This is a genomic window from Aquimarina aggregata (genome assembly GCF_001632745.1).
GTDB classification, from domain to species: domain Bacteria; phylum Bacteroidota; class Bacteroidia; order Flavobacteriales; family Flavobacteriaceae; genus Aquimarina; species Aquimarina aggregata.
The window spans coordinates 22,175-42,205 of sequence record NZ_LQRT01000008.1 but is presented as its reverse complement, the minus strand read 5'-3'; the positions used below and the strand labels follow the sequence as shown (position 1 = coordinate 42,205).

The window sequence follows — 20,031 nt, the reverse complement described above, 5'->3', positions numbered from 1 at the left end:
TTTCGGGCTGTAGTACATAAACTACGTTAAAAATCGCACCAAGTTTCCTGTTCTCTATAGCAGGTATACTCTTCATTTTATAAAAAAATAAAAAAAATATCATTTTTTAGGTAACATACTTTCTATTGACAACATTAATAGACAAACCCCCACAAATAAATACGTATTAGAATATTATTTAAATGAAAGGGAATATCTATGAATGTTATCATAAAACACATTAAGCTTATAGAGAGAATAGATCAGTTGGTTCGATTAAAATCAACTGGAACACCTGAAGCACTTGCTTGCAGACTGGGAATCTCAAAAACAAAACTATATCGTACCATAAGTACTATGAAAGCATTAAATGCTCCTGTAATCTATGATGTCGCATTAAAAAGCTTTGTCTATGAACAAAATGTTGGGTTTCGATTTGGGTTTTATGAACAAAAAGAATTTAGAAATAAGAAATTGACCAATACCGCATAATAGGTATTAACTTAAAAAGTTTGATATCTGGTCAAGGCTAGGGGTAGGCGCGATCAGTATTAAACTTCAAAAGAGAATCATTAAAAGATTCTCTAAACTTTCGACAATTAGTTGAGTTTTTAAATTCCCTTGCTTTTGTAAGGGAATTTTTTGTTTGCAATACTTAAAATAATTCTTCAGAAAAAAAGAAAAAATAAATCCCAGTAACGAAAAATGAAACTACCCTAAGCTATCATTGCATCATTATTAACAAATCATTTTCAATACATAGTTAGCCATTATAGTACTGAAAAATCCAATATTGAACTGAGACTAGGGGTAGGCGAAATCAATATTGGACTATTAAAGGTTCATACGACCTTTAAACATTCGGCGATTCGCTGATTTTTTGCAATTCCCTTGATTCTCCTATACCTCGGTATAGGAGAATTTTTATTTAAATGCAGGTATCCCTGTAATATCCATACCCGTAATTAGTAAGTGAATATCATGTGTACCTTCATACGTTATCACACTTTCCAAATTCATCATATGTCGCATAATACTATATTCACCAGTAATTCCCATACCGCCTAATATTTGTCTGGCTTCTCGGGCGATATTAATTGCCATTTCTACATTATTACGTTTGGCCATAGAAATCTGTGCAGTAGTTGCTTTGCCTTCATTACGTAAAACACCCAATCGCCATGCTAATAATTGAGCTTTGGTAATTTCGGTGATCATTTCGGCTAATTTCTTTTGTTGCAATTGGGTTCCTCCGATAGGCTTATCAAACTGTATACGTTCTTTTGCATATCGCAAAGCCGTATCATAACAATCCATAGCAGCTCCAATTGCTCCCCAAGCTATCCCATATCTAGCAGAATCTAAACATCCTAGTGGTGCTCCTAAACCACTTTTATTTGGCAATAAGTTCTCTTTAGGGACTTTTACATTATCAAAAATAAGCTCTCCAGTGGCAGACGCACGTAGTGACCATTTATTATGAGTTTCTGGTGTTGAAAACCCTTCCATTCCTCTTTCTACAACAAGTCCATGAATTCTTCCTTCTTCATTTTTAGCCCAAACCACAGCAATATCAGCAAAAGGAGCATTAGAAATCCATAACTTTGCTCCGTTCAGCAAATAATGATCTCCTTTATCCTTAAAATTAGTAGTCATTCCTCCAGGGTTAGAACCATGGTCAGGTTCTGTAAGCCCAAAACAGCCCATGAATTCTCCTGAAGCTAATTTTGGAAGGTATTTTTTACGTTGTTCTTCGTTACCATATTTCCAAATAGGATACATTACCAGAGAGGATTGTACAGAAGAAGTTGAGCGTACTCCAGAATCACCTCTTTCTATTTCTTGCATAATCAAACCATAACTTATTTGATCTAATCCTGCTCCTCCATATTCTGCAGGAATATATGGGCCAAAAGCTCCTATCTCTGCTAGTCCTTTTATAATTTGTTCAGGAAATGCAGCACGCTGCGCATAATCCTCAATTATTGGCGACACTTCTCGTTTTACCCAACTTCGGGCAGCATCACGAACTAATTTATGTTCATCTGTTAGTAATTCATCTAAGTTATAGTAGTCAGGAGCTTCAAAAAGATCAGGTTTCATCTAGCAGTATGTTTAATTTTACACTATTTTCAAAATTCTTGTATCAAAGTACTCAACAAATGTAATTAATGAAAAAACAGCTACCAATTTTTTTCACATCTTTAAAAAGATTGTTTTTTTAATGAGAATTTGAGCATTATGATTCTTAAAAAATTGAGATTCTTTTTTCAACCATAATTACAAGAAATCCGTGTATAAATTCCGCAGTTTGACACTTCTTTCTACACTTATCACAAAATATTAAAAATCAATAATTTTCCACACATTCAACACAACTATTTGATTATTAATTGCTTATATAAAAACCACCTTGCCCTTTATCTTAATGGCATAATTATTCTATTGTATAAGGCGTAACAAAATTTAAATCTTAAAAAGAAATAAAATGAAAAATTTATTTGTATTACCAGCCGTAGCTTTTGGATTATTAGTAGGAACTCAAAATAGCAATGCTCAGGAAGTAGCTTCTAGTGAAAATACTGAAATAGTAACTCCAGTTCAGGATAAATATATTGATTTAGCCGTTGAAAATTTACCTCAAAAAGTTCTTGAAGCAGTTGCTAAAGACTTTGCTGGAGCAACAATCGAAAGTGCTGGGGCAAAAGAAGATGCTTCTGAATTTAAATTAGTATTGAAGCAGGGAGAAAAAGAAATGGAAGTTTTTTGTGACGCTGATGGAAATTGGATTACTAAGTAATTCTATTCTGCTTAACAGAAAAGCATAAGTTTAATTTATAATGCGTAATATAAATTAATCTTTAGTAGAGTGATTGAATTTAGAAAGGGGAGCCTATAAAAGCTCTCCTTTTTTTGTTCAAATTCTACATTTTGAGATAAAATTCTTTGGTAATATCACTATACTCATCTGTATATTGATGACGAGCGTTTTCGATAACCAACTCATTTATCACCATATCGTTTTCTGTAAAACCCAATAGCAGCATACTTCTTTTTACTTCAGAAGTTGGAGTTCCCTTTACTCTTGTAATTTTTTCAGGAAAAAGTCCCACTTGTTTTGCTATCGCAAGTAATTGCTCCTCTTCTTTAAATGGGATAATTAAAGCTAGTTTTCCCTGTTCGGATAATAGTTTTACTGCTCCAATTATTAAATGATCTAATGGAAGTGCATCCTGAAACCTGGCTAAATCCCTTTCTGCATTTGCAGATTTATAATCTTCTGCATAAAAAGGAGGGTTACTAATCAATAAATCATAAGTGTCTTCGATTTCTTGAACAAATTCTTGAAACGAAGCATGATAACAAAATAATCTATCTCCCCAGGGTGAAGCCTCAAAATTATCAACAGCCTGCTCATAAGCCCCTTCATCAATTTCTAGAGCATCAATAAGTTCTGCATTTGATCGCTGCGCAGCCATAAGTGCTATAACTCCTGTACCAGCACCTATATCTAATACCGAAGTTACCTCATTACTAATAGGAACCCAAGCACCAAGCAAAACACCATCGGTACCTATTTTCATAGCACATTGATCTTGTTTAACGGTAAACTGTTTGAATTTAAAAGGTTTATTCATACTCTAAATATGAGATGTATATCTCTTTTATAGATAAAGGTCGATCAATCCTTCTGGAGTATTTACTCTTACTTCTTTTGAGTCTCTGTCTATTTTATCAATAAACTCATCATTCATAGGGATAAGTATCTCGGTACCATTACGATCGATTTCAAATAATGCTTGAGCTGTTGAATCATTTATAGACTTAATTACACCAACTTCTCCATACGCATTATCTATAATTTTAAATCCTATAACCTCATGGAAATAAAACTGATCTCCTTCGAGTTTGGGTAATAGTGTTAGTGGAAGGTAAATTTCTGCCTTCATTAGATCGTTTGCATCTTCTTCAGAATCTACATCTTCAAATTTTACCCGTAGTAAATCGCTTTTATGTAAAGTACTTCGTTCAATAAAAAATGGAACCAAATTATTGTTGTAGTCAACAAAAACTGATTCCATTTTTACATAACTTTCAGGTTCATCGGTATCTAATTTGATCAATACCTCCCCCTTAAAACTAAATTTACTTACGATTTTACCTAGATAGAAGCATTCTTCTTTCTTCATCGTTAATAATGCAACTATTCTTCTTCGTTGCTAGCTTCAGTTGTTACTTCTTCTGTTGCTGCTTCAGGTGCTGCAGCTGCCTTTGCTTCTGCTTCACGCTTAGCATTTACTTCTTTTTCTGCTTCAAGAGCCTTAGCTTTTGCAGCAGCTTCAGCTTTTGCTACTTCATCCTTTTTTGCAGTTACACTTCCATCCTTTTCAGATAACCATGCAGCAAATTTCTCGGCTGCCTGCTCTTCAGTGATTGCTCCTTTTCTAACTCCACCAGCAAGGTGGTTTTTAAGCAAAGCTCCTTTATAAGATAAAATAGCTCTTGCAGTATCACTAGGTTGTGCACCATTTTGTAACCATTTTACAGCTCCATCAACATCAAGGTCAATACTAGCTGGGTTTACATTAGGATTATACGTACCTAATTTTTCAAGAAATCTACCATCTCTTTTTGATCTAGCATCTGCTGCTACGATCCAGTAAAAAGGCTTTCCTTTTTTACCGTGTCTCTGTAATCTAATTTTAACAGGCATATAAATTAATTTTTGGGTACTCGACCCGGGTTATAATTAAGGGCGCAAAGATAATTATTTTAATTTATAAAGAATCAATAATTTACAAGTTTATAGTATCTAATTTATTAGATAGGCCATTTTGAATTCATTTACGCTTTGTCGATAATAATATTTATTGAAAGATAAATTCTTATAAATAATACTAATTGAACATATTTTTTATTCTTTTTGTGTATTTCATCGATATTATATGCTTTTTTTCGATAAAATTTTTGATTTATACGAAATTTACCTGTATGTTTGTCCTGTAAGCACTTTTTACGGCTTGACCGTAATTAATAATTGCAAAAGCCCCAAGCGTATGATTAGAATAACTACCCTATTAGCAGTTTTCTGCATTATTTTAACTTCTTGTTCGACAGATATCGAAATTAACGATCCTGCATTACAAGCTAAAATTGATGGACAGCTTTTTAGATCTACATTCAAAAAGGCCGTAATTCATGATGATGGAACATTAGTAATTTCTGGAAGTGAAGGCAATCAGTCTATCAGCTTCACAACGTCCTCTACAAAAACGGGAACGTATAAATTAGCACAACAAACCCTTAGTAGAATAAGTTTTGAAAAAGATCAAACAAAATTTACTTCTCAAGATGATACAACAGAAGGAGAAGTAGTTATTACCGAAATACATAATAATGAAATTTCAGGTAACTTCTATTTCAAAAACTTAAATGATACAAAAGGAAACACCACAAGCATGGAAAGTGGATGGTTTTATAGAGTTCCTATTGAAAATGCAGTTGCAGAAGAGCCAACAGTAGAAATCAATCCTTGTTTACTTAATGCCTCATTAACTGCATTAATTGACGGTTCTGAAATGATTACTGACAATCACACCGCAGAGTTATTCGGCGTTTCGTCTGTATCTATTCTTATTAAAGCAACGAATGAAGACGGAGAAATTACTATCGTACTTCCTGCAACTACCAGTCCGGGAGAATATTCATTAACAGGATCAGGAGATTACAGTGCTACTTATACAGCAGGTACAGATAAGTCATCTGCACTTTCTGGAAGACTTATAATAACAGACCACGATATTGATACAAAATGTATTGGAGGAAGTTTCGAATTCGAAACCCGAAGCGGAATTCAAGTTACAGAAGGCCTATTTGATTTTGGTTACTAAAACCAGAGACTCAACTTAGCGATAAAAAGTGCTCATTAGGTAATGAGCACTTTTTTTTATTTAAGAGCATAAATTTAGATTAGGCACCTCTAAACTTTATGACACGTATTTTTTCCTTACACCTCTTACCTGAATCACAAAACTATTTACAATATGTTAGATACCTAACATTTACAGGGGCTCGCCTCGCTTTGACCATGCTGTCGATTTGTTAATTAAATGCTAATATTTCAATAAAATCATTTATTTTCAAAACAAGATTCGCCATTCATTTTTCATCTAAAACCCTTTAAAACAGTATATTTTTTACTTATTGTAAAAAAAATATTAATAAATTTTACTTATTCTGTAAGTTTTCATCTTGTAAGTACAAAAAAGTGCTGTCGTCTCAACTTATATCAAAATTAAAACATCAGTTTTTTGATATATAGAAACGATTGGCCAGTTGTTTTTTTTAAAAATATAAACATTAAAAAATACAAACATTTTAAAAATTGCAAACATGAAAAATTTAAGAACAATATTTTTAGGTATCCTAGCCGCCTCATTACTAGCAGCCTGTAGTGACGATGATGATTCAACAATAATATCTCCACCGGTAGATACACCATCAGAGGCTAGTTTATTATTAGAAAGTATTAGACAGGACGGAGGAACTCCTTATGATGTAGACAATCCTGCTTTAACTTTTACCGCCGCACAAAATGTATTTTTACCAAGTGTATTAGGTATCGATTTCAGAACAGATAGATCAGTAGTACCGGCTGGACCCACAGCTAGATTCCCTATGTTTCAAGGTTGGGAGACAACTCCTAGTGGACCTAGACGCTCATATTATGTAATCACAGAAGCATCAGATAGAGATATGGCAAGAGAATTAGGGGTTATTTTTGCTCCAAGAATGGCAGCTTCAGTAGGTTCTGGTGGAGTTCAAAATGCTACTTGGACAGATGATGGAAGGCTTGTTTTTGAAGGTTCTGTAGATTTCTCTCCAAAAAGATCTCTAATAGCTGGGCCAACATCGGCAGATGGCTTATTATTCGGATTTCCTCCTGCAGAAGTTAATCCTGGAGCAATAGCAGATGCTGCATGGTCTTCATATGTGGTTTTACCTAGTGGAATTGTTATCAATGCACAAGTTGTAGCAAATAGCACTGGTATCCATGACAGAATACCTCACCCAGACGGAAACGGTCCTGCACAAGAAGACGATTTAAATAATCCAAATCTTGCAACAGATCAAGCTTCAGTAGTAATGCAACTTTTAGATGGATGGCAAGATGGAAAACCTTATTACTTTCATATCGTAACAGATACTTCTGACCCAGGACCAGCAACTATCGAGTTAGGCGTTTTTGCACCAAGATTAGCTGAGTTACCAACGTTTGGGTTATTCCCAGGAGGTTCTATGCTACCTTTTAGCCCTACAGCAAACGGTAGAACGACTAATACCGATGGTGATGGAGTTCAAGGTTTAAACTCTGCTTCTTTAAGCGATAGACAAGTGCAAGATCCTACAAATACATTCCCTATCGATCCTAGAGACGAAAGATATGCACCAATGTGGGATGCTCATATTACTGAATTTACAGTAGCAGAATCTGAACGTCCTATATTAAAGAGTTTTGAACAAGTAAATGATCTTTTGGCAGATGGTACTTTAATTCCTTTTAGAGGAAATGCAAATCCAAGTCCGTTAGCAAATTCATTATCTGATTTACTTACTGCAACCGGAGCGATTATTAACTGCCCAGTAATCACACAACCTGAAGGAAGTGTAATTGGAACTCAGATCGGATCTCCTCGTAATAATTAATAAAATAGTAATAACAAATAATTAAAAAAAGAAGGCTTAGAGATATCTCTAAGCCTTCTTTTTTTAATTATTTATACTCTTGACAAGAACATAAAACCATCAAAACAGATTCTTCGCATTAGCAAATTAATCACATTAATCTACTTGAACAGATTCTTGTTTAACAAATATATTTTCTACATCAATTACTACTCTTCTATAATCAAAAAGAGAAGCAATCGCATTATTATCTTTTACCTCTAAAATTAAATGTATTTGTTTCCCTCCTGCCCCTGTAGGAACTACTATTTTAGTTTTTGACTGTTGAGGCTCCGAAATCATTATTTTTCCCGAATACGTTCCTACTTCTTCATAAACCCACCATTTAAAAATTAGTTCATCACCATCAGGATCGGAAGAAGAAGAGGCATCAAATGTAATTGTTTCACCAGCTAGAGCACTTATTCGTATAATTGAATTTGAATCATCTCCATTTACCGCAGCTACTGGATGATGGTTAGCTTCTTTAAAAGGTTTTACACACCAATCCATACGACAAATCTGATCATTATACATAGCTTCTCGCCATCGCCATATTGGCGCATAATTATTATTATATACTTTGCCATCTTGTAAATCAACCCAATGATCACTTACTTCTCGATATGTATAAAATGGCGTTTCTTTTTCCTCATCGACTTTAATATCTACATGACGAGACCAAAAATCAGGCATCTTGTTTGCGCTAAAACGACCGCCCCATCCACCCCAATTAGGGTGATTAATATCAAAGAGTCCTTTATTCACAAGTCCCATCCAAGGTATAGTACCTCCACCTTCCATAAATCCTAAACCTCCATCTCGAAAACCATGATACCTGCGTTCGGGATATACTTTCCCCAATGCTCCATGATCTGTCATTACGTTTTTTATTAACCATTCATTTTGACCTGTTACGCTATATGCATAAGGTTTCCAATAATGTGGTCCAAGATTGGTAGTAATATCTCCGTCTGTCCCTCCTGGTCCGCCATACGCATATGTTTGATAATTACTACGTATCCAATGTATTTTAGGATAATTACTGCAAATCCAAGCTCCTGCATTGTCCTGAGCTCCATTTTCAAAAACTCGTAACTTATCTATAAAAGCTTGTAATTCAGTTTTTGAATGTTCTTTTTTATAATCATATAAGGCTTGTGCAAGTGTATTTGAACCTGCATTCACAACAATCCACACAGGTCTGGGGTCATCTTTGGTTACTACATCTATTATTAATTTTGAACCTTTACTTGATTTACCTTCACCAACGTCTGCAATCCCATATCCTTTCTGACCTGAACAAACAACTTTTCTCAATTCTTCTGGGTTAGGCCAACCACTAGCATGTTTTCTTAGGTTTGGAAGGTCTTTAGCATAAGCATCTAGTATTTCAATAAATAGTTCAGGGTGATTAACTCTTCTGTATTCTTCTTTTGATTCAGGTCTCAAGTATTTTCCTGTTACAGCTATAAGACCTTCAATATCCATTTCATTAGAACATGTCATCATATGAGTAATTTGTTGAACTTCATCAGGTTCATTACCCATATCAGCAAGTATTATAACTCTATGTTTATCATTAGCATAAATTAGTAATGTAGAGCAAAAAATTAAAATCAGTAAATAAGCTTTTTTCATTAGTGTATGTGTTGAAGATATATTTAGTAAATAAAGTTTTTCAAATCAAAAAAAATAAAATTACTCTTAAAAAACTATTTAATCATTAACAATTAAACTCATTTTGTATTATAATAATATCATACAATTTTTAAAGAATTTGAATTGCAAACTCAAAATGTAAATTAAAAACTTCTTTTTACTTTTTGAAAACCTTTAGTTATATGTTAGCTACCTAACATTTCATATTTTCGATTTGAATTTAAAAACACTTAAACTTTGTTAATTAAAAGCCAAATTTGGCTTTTAATTCATTTTTCAAAGATTTCTCCACCCTTAAGAAACCCCTACAAACATTGGCTTTTTTTAGATTTTTAAGCTCATTTATTTGATAACCTTACATTTTTTATGGTTTTTTTCATGTAAGCATAAAATAGTACTGTCGTCTCAATTAACATCAAATTTTAAGTACTGAATTTGGATACTTAGAAAACGATTGGCCAATTGTTTTTCTTTTTTAAAGACACAAAAATTTAAAAAATTAAAACATGAAAAACTTAAAAACCTTACTCTTAAGCCTATTTGCTACTGCTATATTTACAGCTTGTAGTAACGATGATACGGTAATAAATGAAGAACAACCAGTAGCATCGGCAAAATCTTTAACATCTTTTAAAGCCCTAAAAGAAGCTAAAATATTACTAAACAGTATAAAACAAGACGGAGGAACTCCATTCAACGTTCTTAGGCCAGCACTTTCATTTACTTCAGAACAAAATGTATTTCTACCTAGTGTATTAGGTATTGATTTCAGAATAGACAGATCTGTAGTACCTGCAGGGCCAACAGCTAGATTTCCTATGTTTCAAGGCTGGGAAACTTTACCCAATGGCAGTCGTAGAAAAGGATATTATGTAATAACCGAAGCGTCTGACAAAAAAATGGCAAAAAAATTGGGAGTTATATTCTCTCCTCGAATGGCCGCATCTATAGGTTCTGGAGGAGAACAAAGAGGATATTTCACTCGTAAAGGAAGATTGGTATTTGAAGGGTCGGTAGATTTTTCACCAAAAAGATCTTTAGTAGCCGGACCTGCATCAGATGATGGTTTATTATTTGGTTTCCCACCTGCAGAAGCTAATCCTGGAGCAATCGCAGATGACAAATGGTCATCATATGTAGTACTTCCTAGTGGCGCCGTAATTAACGCTCAATTGGTAGCAAACAGCACTGGTATTCATGATAGAATTCCTAATCCGAACGGAAACAGCATTGCTGATCAAGATGATTTAAACAATCCAAACCTTGCTATTAATCAAGCATCAGTTGTAATGCAACTTTTAGATGGGTGGCAAAACGGGAAACCTTACTATTTCCATATAGTAACTGATACTTCTGATCCTGGACCTGCAACTATAGAACTAGGAGTTTTTGCACCAAGATTAGCCCAGTTACCAACATTTGGTTTATTTCCAGGTGGTTCTATGTTACCTTTTAGCCCTACGGCAAATGGAAGAACAACAGATACAGATGGTTTCGGAGTACAAGGCTTAAACACAGCTTCATTAAGTGACCAGCAAGTACAAGATCCAACAAATACATTCCCAATCGATCCTAGAGATACTAGATATGCTCCAATGTGGGATGCACATGTTACTGAATTTACAATTCCTGAAAATGAGCGTCCGATCTTAAGAAGTTTCGCCGAAGTGAATCAACTTTTAGCAAATGGTACTTTAATTCCTTTTAGAGGAAATGCAAACCCTAGTCCATTAGCAAATTCTTTATCAGACTTATTGACCGCAACAGGAGCAATTATCAATTGCCCAGTAATTACTCAACCCTCAGAAAGTGTAATCGGAACTCAAATTGGATCGCCTAGAAACAATTAATAAAGTATAAAACAAATAAATAGATTGTAATAGTAAGCTTAGAAACATTATATGTTTCTAAGCTTACTTTGTTTATATCTATAACCTTGGTAATAGAAAGGACAAATACATTTTGTTATATTTCCAAAAAAGCGAGAAGATTAGAAATCGAAAATATTTATTCTAAAAAATTTAAAAGATTCGCTAATAAATATTTCAAAAAGGTATGATTAAAAAACAAAATCAAACATCATCTTTTATATTACTAATAAAATAATGTGATTTTTAAAACTACTAAAATTACATTTAGGCATTCTTTTGAGACAACTACTTCATTCAAAAACCACTCTAATGTGTTAGCTGCCTAACACTTAGAACTTTTGAGTTTGATTTAAAAACACTTTAATTTTGTTAATTAAATGCTAAAATTAGTGTTTTCTTTTTTTTCAAAACATCTCTTATTCTTTCACAAGCCCCAAAAACATTGATTTTTTTATTTTTAACTATAATTATTAGAACAATCATATTTTTTTAATACTTTTTTTCATGTAAGCATAAAAAAATACTGTCGTCTGAATTAATATCAAATTTTAAGCTTTGATTTTAAGCACTCAAAATCAATACTTAAAAAAAACAATTGGCCAATTGTTTTCTCTTTTTTAAACACACAAAAATTTAAAAAAATTAAAACATGAAAAATTTTAAAACATTACTTTTAGGCTTATTTGCAGCGTCGATATTTACAGCTTGTAATACTGATGATATAACCTCAGAGACCCCCCCATTAGTAACCAACAGTGAAACAGCAGAAGATGCTTTAGAACTTGAAGCTAAATCAAAAGGTTTTTTTCAGTCCCTAAGAGCCTTAAAAGAAGCTAAAATATTATTAAGCAGTATAAAACAAGATGGAGGGACCCCCTATAATGTATTTAACCCTGCTCTTCGTTTTACTTCAGATCAAAATGTATTTTTACCTAGCGTATTAGGTATCGATTATAGAATAGATAGATCTGAAGTACCAGCAGGACCAACAGCTAGATTTCCTATGTTCAAAGGATTGGAAACCTTACCTGATGGAAGTAAAAGAGAAAGTTATTATGTAATAACCGAAGCATCAGATAAGTTTATGGCCAAAAAATTAGGAGTTATTTTTGCTCCAAGAATGGCAGCTTCAATAGGTTCTGGAGGTGAACAAAGAGGATACTTTACTCGTAGAGGTCGATTGGTTTTTGAAGGGTCTGTAGATTTTTCTCCAAAAAGATCTTTGGTTCCAGGACCTACATCAGATGATGGATTATTATTTGGTTTTCCACCTGCAGAAGTTAACCCAGGAGCTATAGCTGATGCTAATTGGTCGTCTTATGTAGTATTACCAAGTGGAGTTGTAATCAATGCTCAACCTGTAGCCAATAGTACAGGTATTCATGATAGAATACCTAATCCTAATGGGAATGGGCCACAACAGGAAGACGATTTAAACAATCCAAACTTTGCTCCTGATCAAGCATCAGTTGTAATGCAACTTTTAGATGGGTGGCAAAACGGAAAACCTTACTATTTCCATATAGTAACTGACACTTCAGATCCAGGACCAGCTACAATAGAATTAGGTGTTTTTGCACCAAGATTAGCTCAGTTACCAACATTTGGCTTATTCCCAGGTGGTTCTATGCTACCTTTTAGCCCAACGGCAAACGGTAGAACAACAGACACCGATGGTTTTGGAGTTCAAGGTTTAAACTCTGCTTCATTAAGTGATAGACAAGTACAAGATCCTACAAATACTTTTCCTATTGATCCTAGAGACACTAGATATGCACCAATGTGGGATGCTCATATTACTGAATTTACAGTTGCAGAATCAGAGCGTCCAATCTTAAAAAGTTTTGAACAAATAAACGATCTTTTAGCAGATGGCACTTTAATTCCTTTTAGAGGAAATGCAAACCCTAGTCCATTAGCAAACTCTTTATCAGATTTATTAACCGCGACAGGAGCAATTATCAATTGCCCAGTAATTACACAGCCTTCAGAAAGTGTAATCGGAACTCAAATTGGATTGCCGAGAAACAATTAATAGTAAAACAAATTATACAAAAGAGGCTTAGAAACATTTAATGTTTCTAAGCTTTTTTATTGACATATTTTAATCAAAATGACTAGTTGATAATTCTGGATAACTTTTCGGAAACCGAACGTATCATTTTCTGTATTTTTGAATTACAGAAGTAAGGCCTTAATTTTTTCGAAATATATCTTTTATGTATTTAATTTTTGATACAGAAACCACCGGTTTACCAAAACGATGGGATGCACCTATTAGCGACAGTGATAACTGGCCAAGATGCATACAAATTGCTTGGCAATTGCATGATGCAATGGGAAACTGCATTGAGCATCAAGATTACCTTGTAAAACCAGATGGTTTTAATATCCCCTACGATGCCGAAAAAATTCATGGTATATCAACTGAACTTGCTGATCAGGACGGAATTACTTTGCAGGAGGTTCTTGAAAAATTTAATATAGCGCTTTCCAAAACTAAATTTGTAGTTGGTCAAAATGTAGGATTTGATGTTAACATAATGGGGGCAGAATTCTATCGTTTAGGTGTAGAAAATGATTTGCAAAACCTACCCGTTCTTGATACCTGTACAGAAACCACAGCATCACTTTGTCAAATACCTGGAGGACGAGGAGGTAAGTTTAAACTTCCTACTCTTACCGAATTACATCAACATCTTTTTGGAGTAGCTTTTGGAGAGGCACATAATGCTACTGCCGATGTAGAAGCAACAACAAGATGTTTTCTTGAACTAATTCGTAAACAAATATTCACAGTAGAAGAGCTTGATGTTGAGCCGGATTACTTTCAGAATTTTAAGGAGATTCATCAAGAACCTATTGAACTAATAGGGTTAAAACATATAAACCTTAAGAAAGCTTCACAAAAAATACAAGAAGCCCTTAATAAAAAAGGTACTTCTGATATATCTCAACAAGAAATTGAGAAGAATATAGCAGCTCTTGACGAAGTCAATTTTGCACATCTACATAATCACACTCAATTTTCAGTTTTACAATCTACTACAAGTATCCCTGATCTAGTTAATATAGCGGCTCAACATAAAATGACAGCTGTTGCCATGACCGATCATGCTAATATGATGGGTGCATTTCATTTTGTACAAGCCGTTTCTAACCATAACAAAAGTGTAAAAGCAGCTAATGCTGAAGCTATTGAAAATGGAGAGACTCCAACAGGTATAGAAATGAAACCTATTGTAGGATGCGAATTTTTTGTTTGTGAAAACCATAAAGATAAATCTCGAAAAGATAATGGTTATCAAATTGTGATGTTAGCCAAAAATAAAAACGGGTATCACAATCTAGCAAAAATGTCTTCTACTGCCTTCGTAGATGGATTCTATTATTTACCGCGAATAGACAAAGAGATCATAAAGCAATATAAAGACGATATTATAATTCTTACCGGTAACCTTTACGGAGAAGTTCCTAGTAAAGTATTAAATATTGGAGAAAAACAAGCTGAAGAGGCTTTATTATGGTGGCATCAAGAATTTGGTGATGATCTTTATATCGAGATCATGCGTCATAATCAAGAAGATGAAAATCGGGTAAATCAGGTACTGATTGATTTTGCAAAAAAACATGGGATTAAAACTGTTGCAACGAATAACACCTATTATTGTGAAAAAGAAGATGCCAATGCCCATGATATCCTATTATGTGTAAAAGATGGTGAAAAACAAGCAACACCAATAGGTCGTGGTCGCGGATATCGCTATGGTTTACCAAATCAAGAATATTATTTCAAAACACAAGAGGAGATGAAAAATCTCTTCAAAGATTTACCTGAAGCGATTATTAATGTACAGGAGATTATAGATAAAATCGAACCTTTTGTACTTGCACGAGATGTACTTTTACCTGCATTTGATATCCCTGAACAATTTCAGTCTAAAGAGGATCAAATCGATGGTGGTAAAAGAGGAGAAAATGCATATTTAAGGCATATCACTTATCAAGGTGCTAAAATACGGTATGGCGACATCACTCCAGAAATCGACGAACGTCTGGATTTTGAACTTAAAGTAATTGAAAAAACAGGTTATCCTGGATATTTCCTTATTGTTGAAGATTTTATAAGAGCTGCAAGAGACATGGGCGTCTCGGTAGGGCCCGGTCGTGGATCAGCCGCTGGATCAGCAGTAGCATACTGTTTATGGATCACGAATCTTGACCCTATTAAATACGATTTACTTTTTGAGAGATTCTTAAATCCTGATCGTGTAAGTATGCCCGATATTGATATTGATTTTGATGATGAAGGACGAGGGCGAGTTATGGACTATGTAATTGAAAAATATGGCGCCAATCAAGTTGCGCAAATCATTACATACGGAACAATGGCTGCAAAGTCTTCCATTCGAGATACAGCCAGAGTACTTGATTTACCGCTTAGTGATGCCGATCGTATTGCTAAGCTAATACCAAATATGTCCAAATTAGGTAAAATATTTGGTGTAGATGAAGCCACATTAAAGAAAAAATTTAGAAGCGACGAATTAGAAAAAGTAAATGAGCTTCTTAACATAGCCGAAGGAAGTGATCTCGAAGCAGAAACCCTAAACCAAGCAAGAGTTCTAGAAGGCTCTGTAAGAAATACAGGGATCCATGCCTGTGGAGTTATTATTACCCCAGACGATATTACCAAATTTGTACCTGTTGCCCTAGCCAAGGACTCAGATATGTACTGTACTCAATTTGACAACTCTGTTGTTGAAAGTGCTGGATTACTAAAAATGGATTTCCTAGGGCTTAAAACATTGACTCTAATTAAGGATACCGTTAAGATTGTAAAAGCTAAACATGATGTAGATTTAGATCCAGAAAATTTCCCATTAGATGATGAAGAGACCTATGCTCTATTCCAAAGAGGAGAAACTGTAGGGGTATTTCAATATGAATCCCCGGGAATGCAAAAATACATGAAGGAGTTAAAACCTACTGTTTTTGCGGATCTTATCGCAATGAATGCTTTATATCGTCCAGGGCCTTTAGAATATATCCCTAGTTTTATTAATAGGAAACACGGGACAGAAGAAATCATATATGACCTTGAAGCATGTGAAGAATACCTAAAAGAAACCTATGGTATTACTGTATATCAAGAGCAAGTAATGTTATTATCACAAAAACTTGCTGATTTCACAAAAGGTGAAGCCGATGTCCTTCGTAAGGCAATGGGTAAAAAACAGAAAGCCGTTCTTGACAAAATGAAGCCTAAATTTATATCTCAAGCATCTGCAAAAGGCCATGCTGAAGATAAATTAGAAAAAATTTGGAAAGACTGGGAGGCATTTGCTGCCTATGCTTTTAATAAATCACATTCTACATGTTATGCTTGGATTGCATATCAAACAGCATACTTAAAAGCGCATTACCCTGCAGAATATATGGCTGCAGTACTTTCTAACAATATGAATGACATTAAACAGGTTACTTTCTTTATGGAAGAATGTAAGCGAATGAAATTAGATGTATTGGGACCTGATGTTAATGAATCTTATAGAAAGTTCTCTGTAAATAAGGATGGTGCCGTAAGATTTGGTATGGGAGCAATAAAAGGTGTAGGAACAGGAGCTGTTGCTACTATCGTAGAAAATAGAAAAGAAGATGGACCATACAAGTCTATTTTTGACATGGCTAAACGTATTGACCTTAGAGCAGCTAACAAAAAGGCATTTGAAAGTTTAGCGCTTGCAGGTGGCTTTGACTCATTTGGAGAAACACATAGAGGGCAATATTTTCATAAAGATGGAGATGATATTACTTTTCTTGAAAAAGCTATGAAATACGGCTCTAAATATCAAGAAAATGAAAACTCTTCACAAGTAAGTTTATTTGGCGAAGCCAGTGATGTTCAAATCCCTGAGCCTGTAGTTCCTCCTTGTGAAGAATGGGGAACCATGGAAAAACTCGCCCGAGAGAAAGAAGTCGTTGGGATTTATCTATCCGGACATCCGTTAGACGATTTTAAATATGAAATGAAATATTTCTGTAATGGAACTCTTTTGAATTTTGCTGATCTAGAAAATAACCTAAATCGTGAAATAGCGTTTGGAGGAGTAATTACGGGAGTAGAACATCGTACTTCAAAAAATGGAAAAGGCTGGGCAACATTTACAATTGAAGACTACAATACAGCTCATGAATTTAGGGTGTTTGGAGAAGACTATCTTAAACACAGACCTTTTCTAGTACAAAGTACTTTTGTGTATACTAAAGCATTTATAAAAGAAGGGTGGGTTAATAGAGATACAGGTAAAAAAGGAGACCCCAGAATACAATTTAATAGTTTTCAGCTATTACACGATGTTATGGAAACCTACGCCAGAAAACTAACAATCCAATTAGACATTAATAATTTATCAGACTCTAGAATTGATAGCCTAAAAGAACTATTAACCGAACATTCTGGAAATCATACTCTTAATTTTGTGATTTATGAAATGGCAGAAAAACTAAAATTACATATGCCAAGTAGAAAACAAAAAATAAACATTTCACCTGAATTATTAACTGCATTAGAAAATGATGCTGTGTACTACAAATTAAATTAATGTATACAGACTATACGCAAAAAAGAATGTTTTATATTCTTTTGATTTTTAATATTTTAGTGAGCACAATGATTTATTTACTATAAAGATTAGTCTAATCAAAAAAGCTACTTGCCCAATTTTCAGCTTCTTCAAGTGTGGTAAAAAAAGTAAATGCCTCATTCCATAAAGATTGTTCTTTTACTGCTCTTTCTACCTCATCAGGATTATTAGAAACTATCGCAAAGCCAATCATATTTTTTAAAATTTTACCCTTATAAACATCCAGATCTATATCATGACCGTATTTTCGATGAGTTATAAAAACAAATTTTCTTCCTTGGTAAAATTCATCTAAGAGTGCAGTTATCTCTTTAGCGTTTTCTATGGTAATCGCTGATCCTTCATACATTACCAAAATGGCATGAGATTCTTTAAAAGTTAAGTGACAATATGAGAGTTGGGTTTCCTTCATTATTTCTAATTCAGTCTTACAAATATAATGTTAATTTCATTTTAGAACATATAAGTGTATATTTAAAGTATTGTTTTCGTAGAAATATAAATTAGATTATATTTCGATATTCAAACTTAGGTATCAGAAAACCATATAGCTAAATAGTCAAAACAAATACAACGATTGTAAGCTTTCGAAGAATTATTGACTAATTTTGTAATTATTAAAACAATATAAAAATTTAAACAATAAATAACTATGGCACTAGAAATAACAGACGCTACTTTTGACGAAGTAGTACTTAAAAGCGATAAACCAGTATTAGTAGATTTTTGGGCAGCTTGGTGTGGTCCTTGTAGAATGGTAGGTCCTATCATCGAACAAATTAGCGAAGAATATAATGGCAAAGCCGTTGTAGGTAAAGTAGATGTAGATGCTAATCAAGAATTTGCTGCTAAATACGGTGTAAGAAATATCCCAACTGTTTTGGTTTTCCAAAATGGAGAGGTTGTAGGTCGTCAAGTTGGTGTTTCTCCAAAAAATGTATACTCAGAAGCTTTAGATTCGCTTTTGTAATTACAACTCAATAATAAAAACAATAAAAGGTTTGACGAATTGTCAAACCTTTTTTATTTTCACAAAAATCTGCATGTATGGATATTCAAAAAGAAATAAATAAAACTGGTGGGTTTACTAATCTAGAATTATTAGCTAAACAAGTTGTAGAAGGGTTTATTTCGGGTATGCATAAAAGCCCTTTTCATGGATTTTCTGCAGAATTTGCCGAACATAAAGTTTATAATAATGGAGAAAGTACTAAACATATAGATTGGAAACTTTTTGCCAAAACAGATAAACTTTTTACAAAACGCTACGAAGAAGAGACTAATCTAAGGTGTCATATTATTATAGACAGCTCATCTTCTATGCATTACCCTAAAGTAAAAGAGCACAATTTAAATTCCTTAAATAAAATTAGCTTTTCTGTTTTAGCTACTGCTTGTTTAATGAATATTTTAAAAAAACAACGCGACGCTATTGGGCTTAGTGTATACAGCGATGCATACGATTACTATGCCCCAGAAAAAGGTAGTGAAAGGCATCACCAAATGTTACTTAACAATCTTAATCAAACGATTGTTAGAGAAGCTGAACATAAGAATACTGAAACTTTTAAGTTTTTACATCTCATTGCTGAGAAAATACATAGGCGATCTCTTATATTTTTATTTACTGATATGCTTCAAGCTACAACAAGTCCCGAAAAACTTTTTGAAGCATTAAGACATCTTAAACACAATAAACATGAGGTCATCCTTTTTCACACTTTTGATAGTGAAAAAGAACTAAATTTTGATTTTAGCAATCGCCCTACTAGATTTATTGATGTTGAAACCAAAGAACACATTAACTTATACGCTGATAATATAAAAGACAATTATCAAAAAGCCGTTTCTACTTACTTTTATGACTTAAAAATGAAATGCGCCCAATATGGCATTAAGTATGTTGAAGCAGATACCACCAAAAACTTTGATAAAATTTTAACCACATATTTAGTTGAAAGGCAGAAATTTAGTTGATCTCGAAAAAAGATTTTGAAAAAAAACAAAAAAAAGATTTGCGGGTTCTAAAATGAGGTGTATATTTGCATCCGCAATAAGGCCTGGTCTGGTAGTTCAGTTGGTTAGAATACCTGCCTGTCACGCAGGGGGTCGCGGGTTCGAGTCCCGTCCAGACCGCAAAATTGTAA

15 protein-coding genes and 1 tRNA gene are annotated in these 20,031 nt (G+C 33.8%); 10 read left to right on the top strand and 6 right to left on the bottom strand.

Annotation, left to right across the window (positions count from 1 at the left end; genetic code table 11):
* The first annotated feature begins 198 nt into the window (after window positions 1-198).
* On the top strand, window positions 199-471 hold the full coding sequence (locus AWE51_RS10405) for a hypothetical protein (protein ID WP_066313177.1): 273 nt from the start codon (window positions 199-201) through the stop codon (window positions 469-471).
* Between the two features lie 432 nt (window positions 472-903).
* Here AWE51_RS10405 and AWE51_RS10400 read toward each other — a convergent pair whose 3' ends face one another.
* Entirely contained in the window at window positions 904-2,082 is a 1,179-nt protein-coding gene (locus tag AWE51_RS10400; RefSeq protein ID WP_066313174.1) for an acyl-CoA dehydrogenase family protein, read from the bottom strand.
* 385 nt (window positions 2,083-2,467) lie between these two features.
* On the opposite strand from AWE51_RS10400, the gene AWE51_RS10395 reads away from it, so the two are divergent.
* Window positions 2,468-2,779 carry a hypothetical protein gene (locus tag AWE51_RS10395; protein ID WP_066313170.1) on the top strand — a complete coding sequence of 104 codons (312 nt, stop codon included), beginning with the start codon at window positions 2,468-2,470 and terminating at the stop codon, window positions 2,777-2,779.
* Window positions 2,780-2,903: 124 nt separating this feature from the next.
* Here AWE51_RS10395 and AWE51_RS10390 read toward each other — a convergent pair whose 3' ends face one another.
* The 3 genes from AWE51_RS10390 to AWE51_RS10380 are packed head-to-tail and all read right to left on the bottom strand — an operon-like array spanning window position 2,904 to window position 4,693.
* The gene (locus AWE51_RS10390; protein WP_066313167.1) at window positions 2,904-3,617 is read right to left on the bottom strand and encodes a tRNA1(Val) (adenine(37)-N6)-methyltransferase; all 714 of its coding nucleotides are present in this window, start codon (window positions 3,615-3,617) and stop codon (window positions 2,904-2,906) included.
* A 27-nt stretch (window positions 3,618-3,644) separates the two neighbouring features.
* Complete coding sequence (gene rimM / locus AWE51_RS10385; protein ID WP_066313165.1) at window positions 3,645-4,169, bottom strand: ribosome maturation factor RimM; 525 nt, start codon at window positions 4,167-4,169, stop codon at window positions 3,645-3,647.
* A gap of 14 nt (window positions 4,170-4,183) precedes the next feature.
* Window positions 4,184-4,693: a 30S ribosomal protein S16 gene (locus tag AWE51_RS10380; protein WP_066313163.1), complete on the bottom strand. Its 510-nt coding sequence runs from the start codon at window positions 4,691-4,693 to the stop codon at window positions 4,184-4,186.
* Window positions 4,694-5,036: 343 nt separating this feature from the next.
* Here AWE51_RS10380 and AWE51_RS10375 point away from each other — a divergent pair, with 343 nt between their 5' ends.
* The gene (locus tag AWE51_RS10375) at window positions 5,037-5,870 is read left to right on the top strand and encodes a DUF6252 family protein (RefSeq protein ID WP_066313160.1); all 834 of its coding nucleotides are present in this window, start codon (window positions 5,037-5,039) and stop codon (window positions 5,868-5,870) included.
* Between the two features lie 502 nt (window positions 5,871-6,372).
* Window positions 6,373-7,686, top strand: a complete 1,314-nt coding sequence (locus tag AWE51_RS10370) for a hypothetical protein (protein ID WP_066313157.1) — start codon at window positions 6,373-6,375, stop codon at window positions 7,684-7,686.
* A 135-nt stretch (window positions 7,687-7,821) separates the two neighbouring features.
* On the opposite strand, the gene AWE51_RS10365 is transcribed toward AWE51_RS10370, so the two are convergent.
* A complete protein-coding gene (locus tag AWE51_RS10365) occupies window positions 7,822-9,345 on the bottom strand; it encodes a nucleoside hydrolase-like domain-containing protein (protein ID WP_066313155.1) in 1,524 nt (507 codons plus the stop codon).
* A gap of 527 nt (window positions 9,346-9,872) precedes the next feature.
* On the opposite strand from AWE51_RS10365, the gene AWE51_RS10360 reads away from it, so the two are divergent.
* The 3 genes from AWE51_RS10360 to dnaE all read left to right on the top strand — a co-directional run bounded on the left by AWE51_RS10360 (window position 9,873) and on the right by dnaE (window position 17,842).
* Window positions 9,873-11,216 (top strand): hypothetical protein, encoded by a 1,344-nt coding sequence (locus AWE51_RS10360; RefSeq protein ID WP_066313153.1) that lies wholly within the window; start codon window positions 9,873-9,875, stop codon window positions 11,214-11,216.
* A 670-nt stretch (window positions 11,217-11,886) separates the two neighbouring features.
* Complete coding sequence (locus tag AWE51_RS10355; protein ID WP_066313151.1) at window positions 11,887-13,272, top strand: hypothetical protein; 1,386 nt, start codon at window positions 11,887-11,889, stop codon at window positions 13,270-13,272.
* Window positions 13,273-13,456: 184 nt separating this feature from the next.
* A complete protein-coding gene (gene dnaE, locus AWE51_RS10350; protein WP_066313149.1) occupies window positions 13,457-17,842 on the top strand; it encodes a DNA polymerase III subunit alpha in 4,386 nt (1,461 codons plus the stop codon).
* 94 nt (window positions 17,843-17,936) lie between these two features.
* Here the strand turns inward: dnaE and AWE51_RS10345 are convergent, their stop codons facing one another.
* Window positions 17,937-18,296 (bottom strand): hypothetical protein, encoded by a 360-nt coding sequence (locus AWE51_RS10345; protein WP_066313143.1) that lies wholly within the window; start codon window positions 18,294-18,296, stop codon window positions 17,937-17,939.
* A gap of 240 nt (window positions 18,297-18,536) precedes the next feature.
* On the opposite strand from AWE51_RS10345, the gene trxA reads away from it, so the two are divergent.
* From trxA to AWE51_RS10330, 3 genes are all read left to right on the top strand, one after another.
* A complete protein-coding gene (gene trxA, locus AWE51_RS10340; RefSeq protein WP_066313142.1) occupies window positions 18,537-18,854 on the top strand; it encodes a thioredoxin in 318 nt (105 codons plus the stop codon).
* A gap of 77 nt (window positions 18,855-18,931) precedes the next feature.
* Window positions 18,932-19,861, top strand: a complete 930-nt coding sequence (locus AWE51_RS10335; protein ID WP_066313141.1) for a DUF58 domain-containing protein — start codon at window positions 18,932-18,934, stop codon at window positions 19,859-19,861.
* An 85-nt stretch (window positions 19,862-19,946) separates the two neighbouring features.
* Window positions 19,947-20,020, top strand: a tRNA-Asp gene (locus AWE51_RS10330).
* Window positions 20,021-20,031 lie beyond the last annotated feature (11 nt).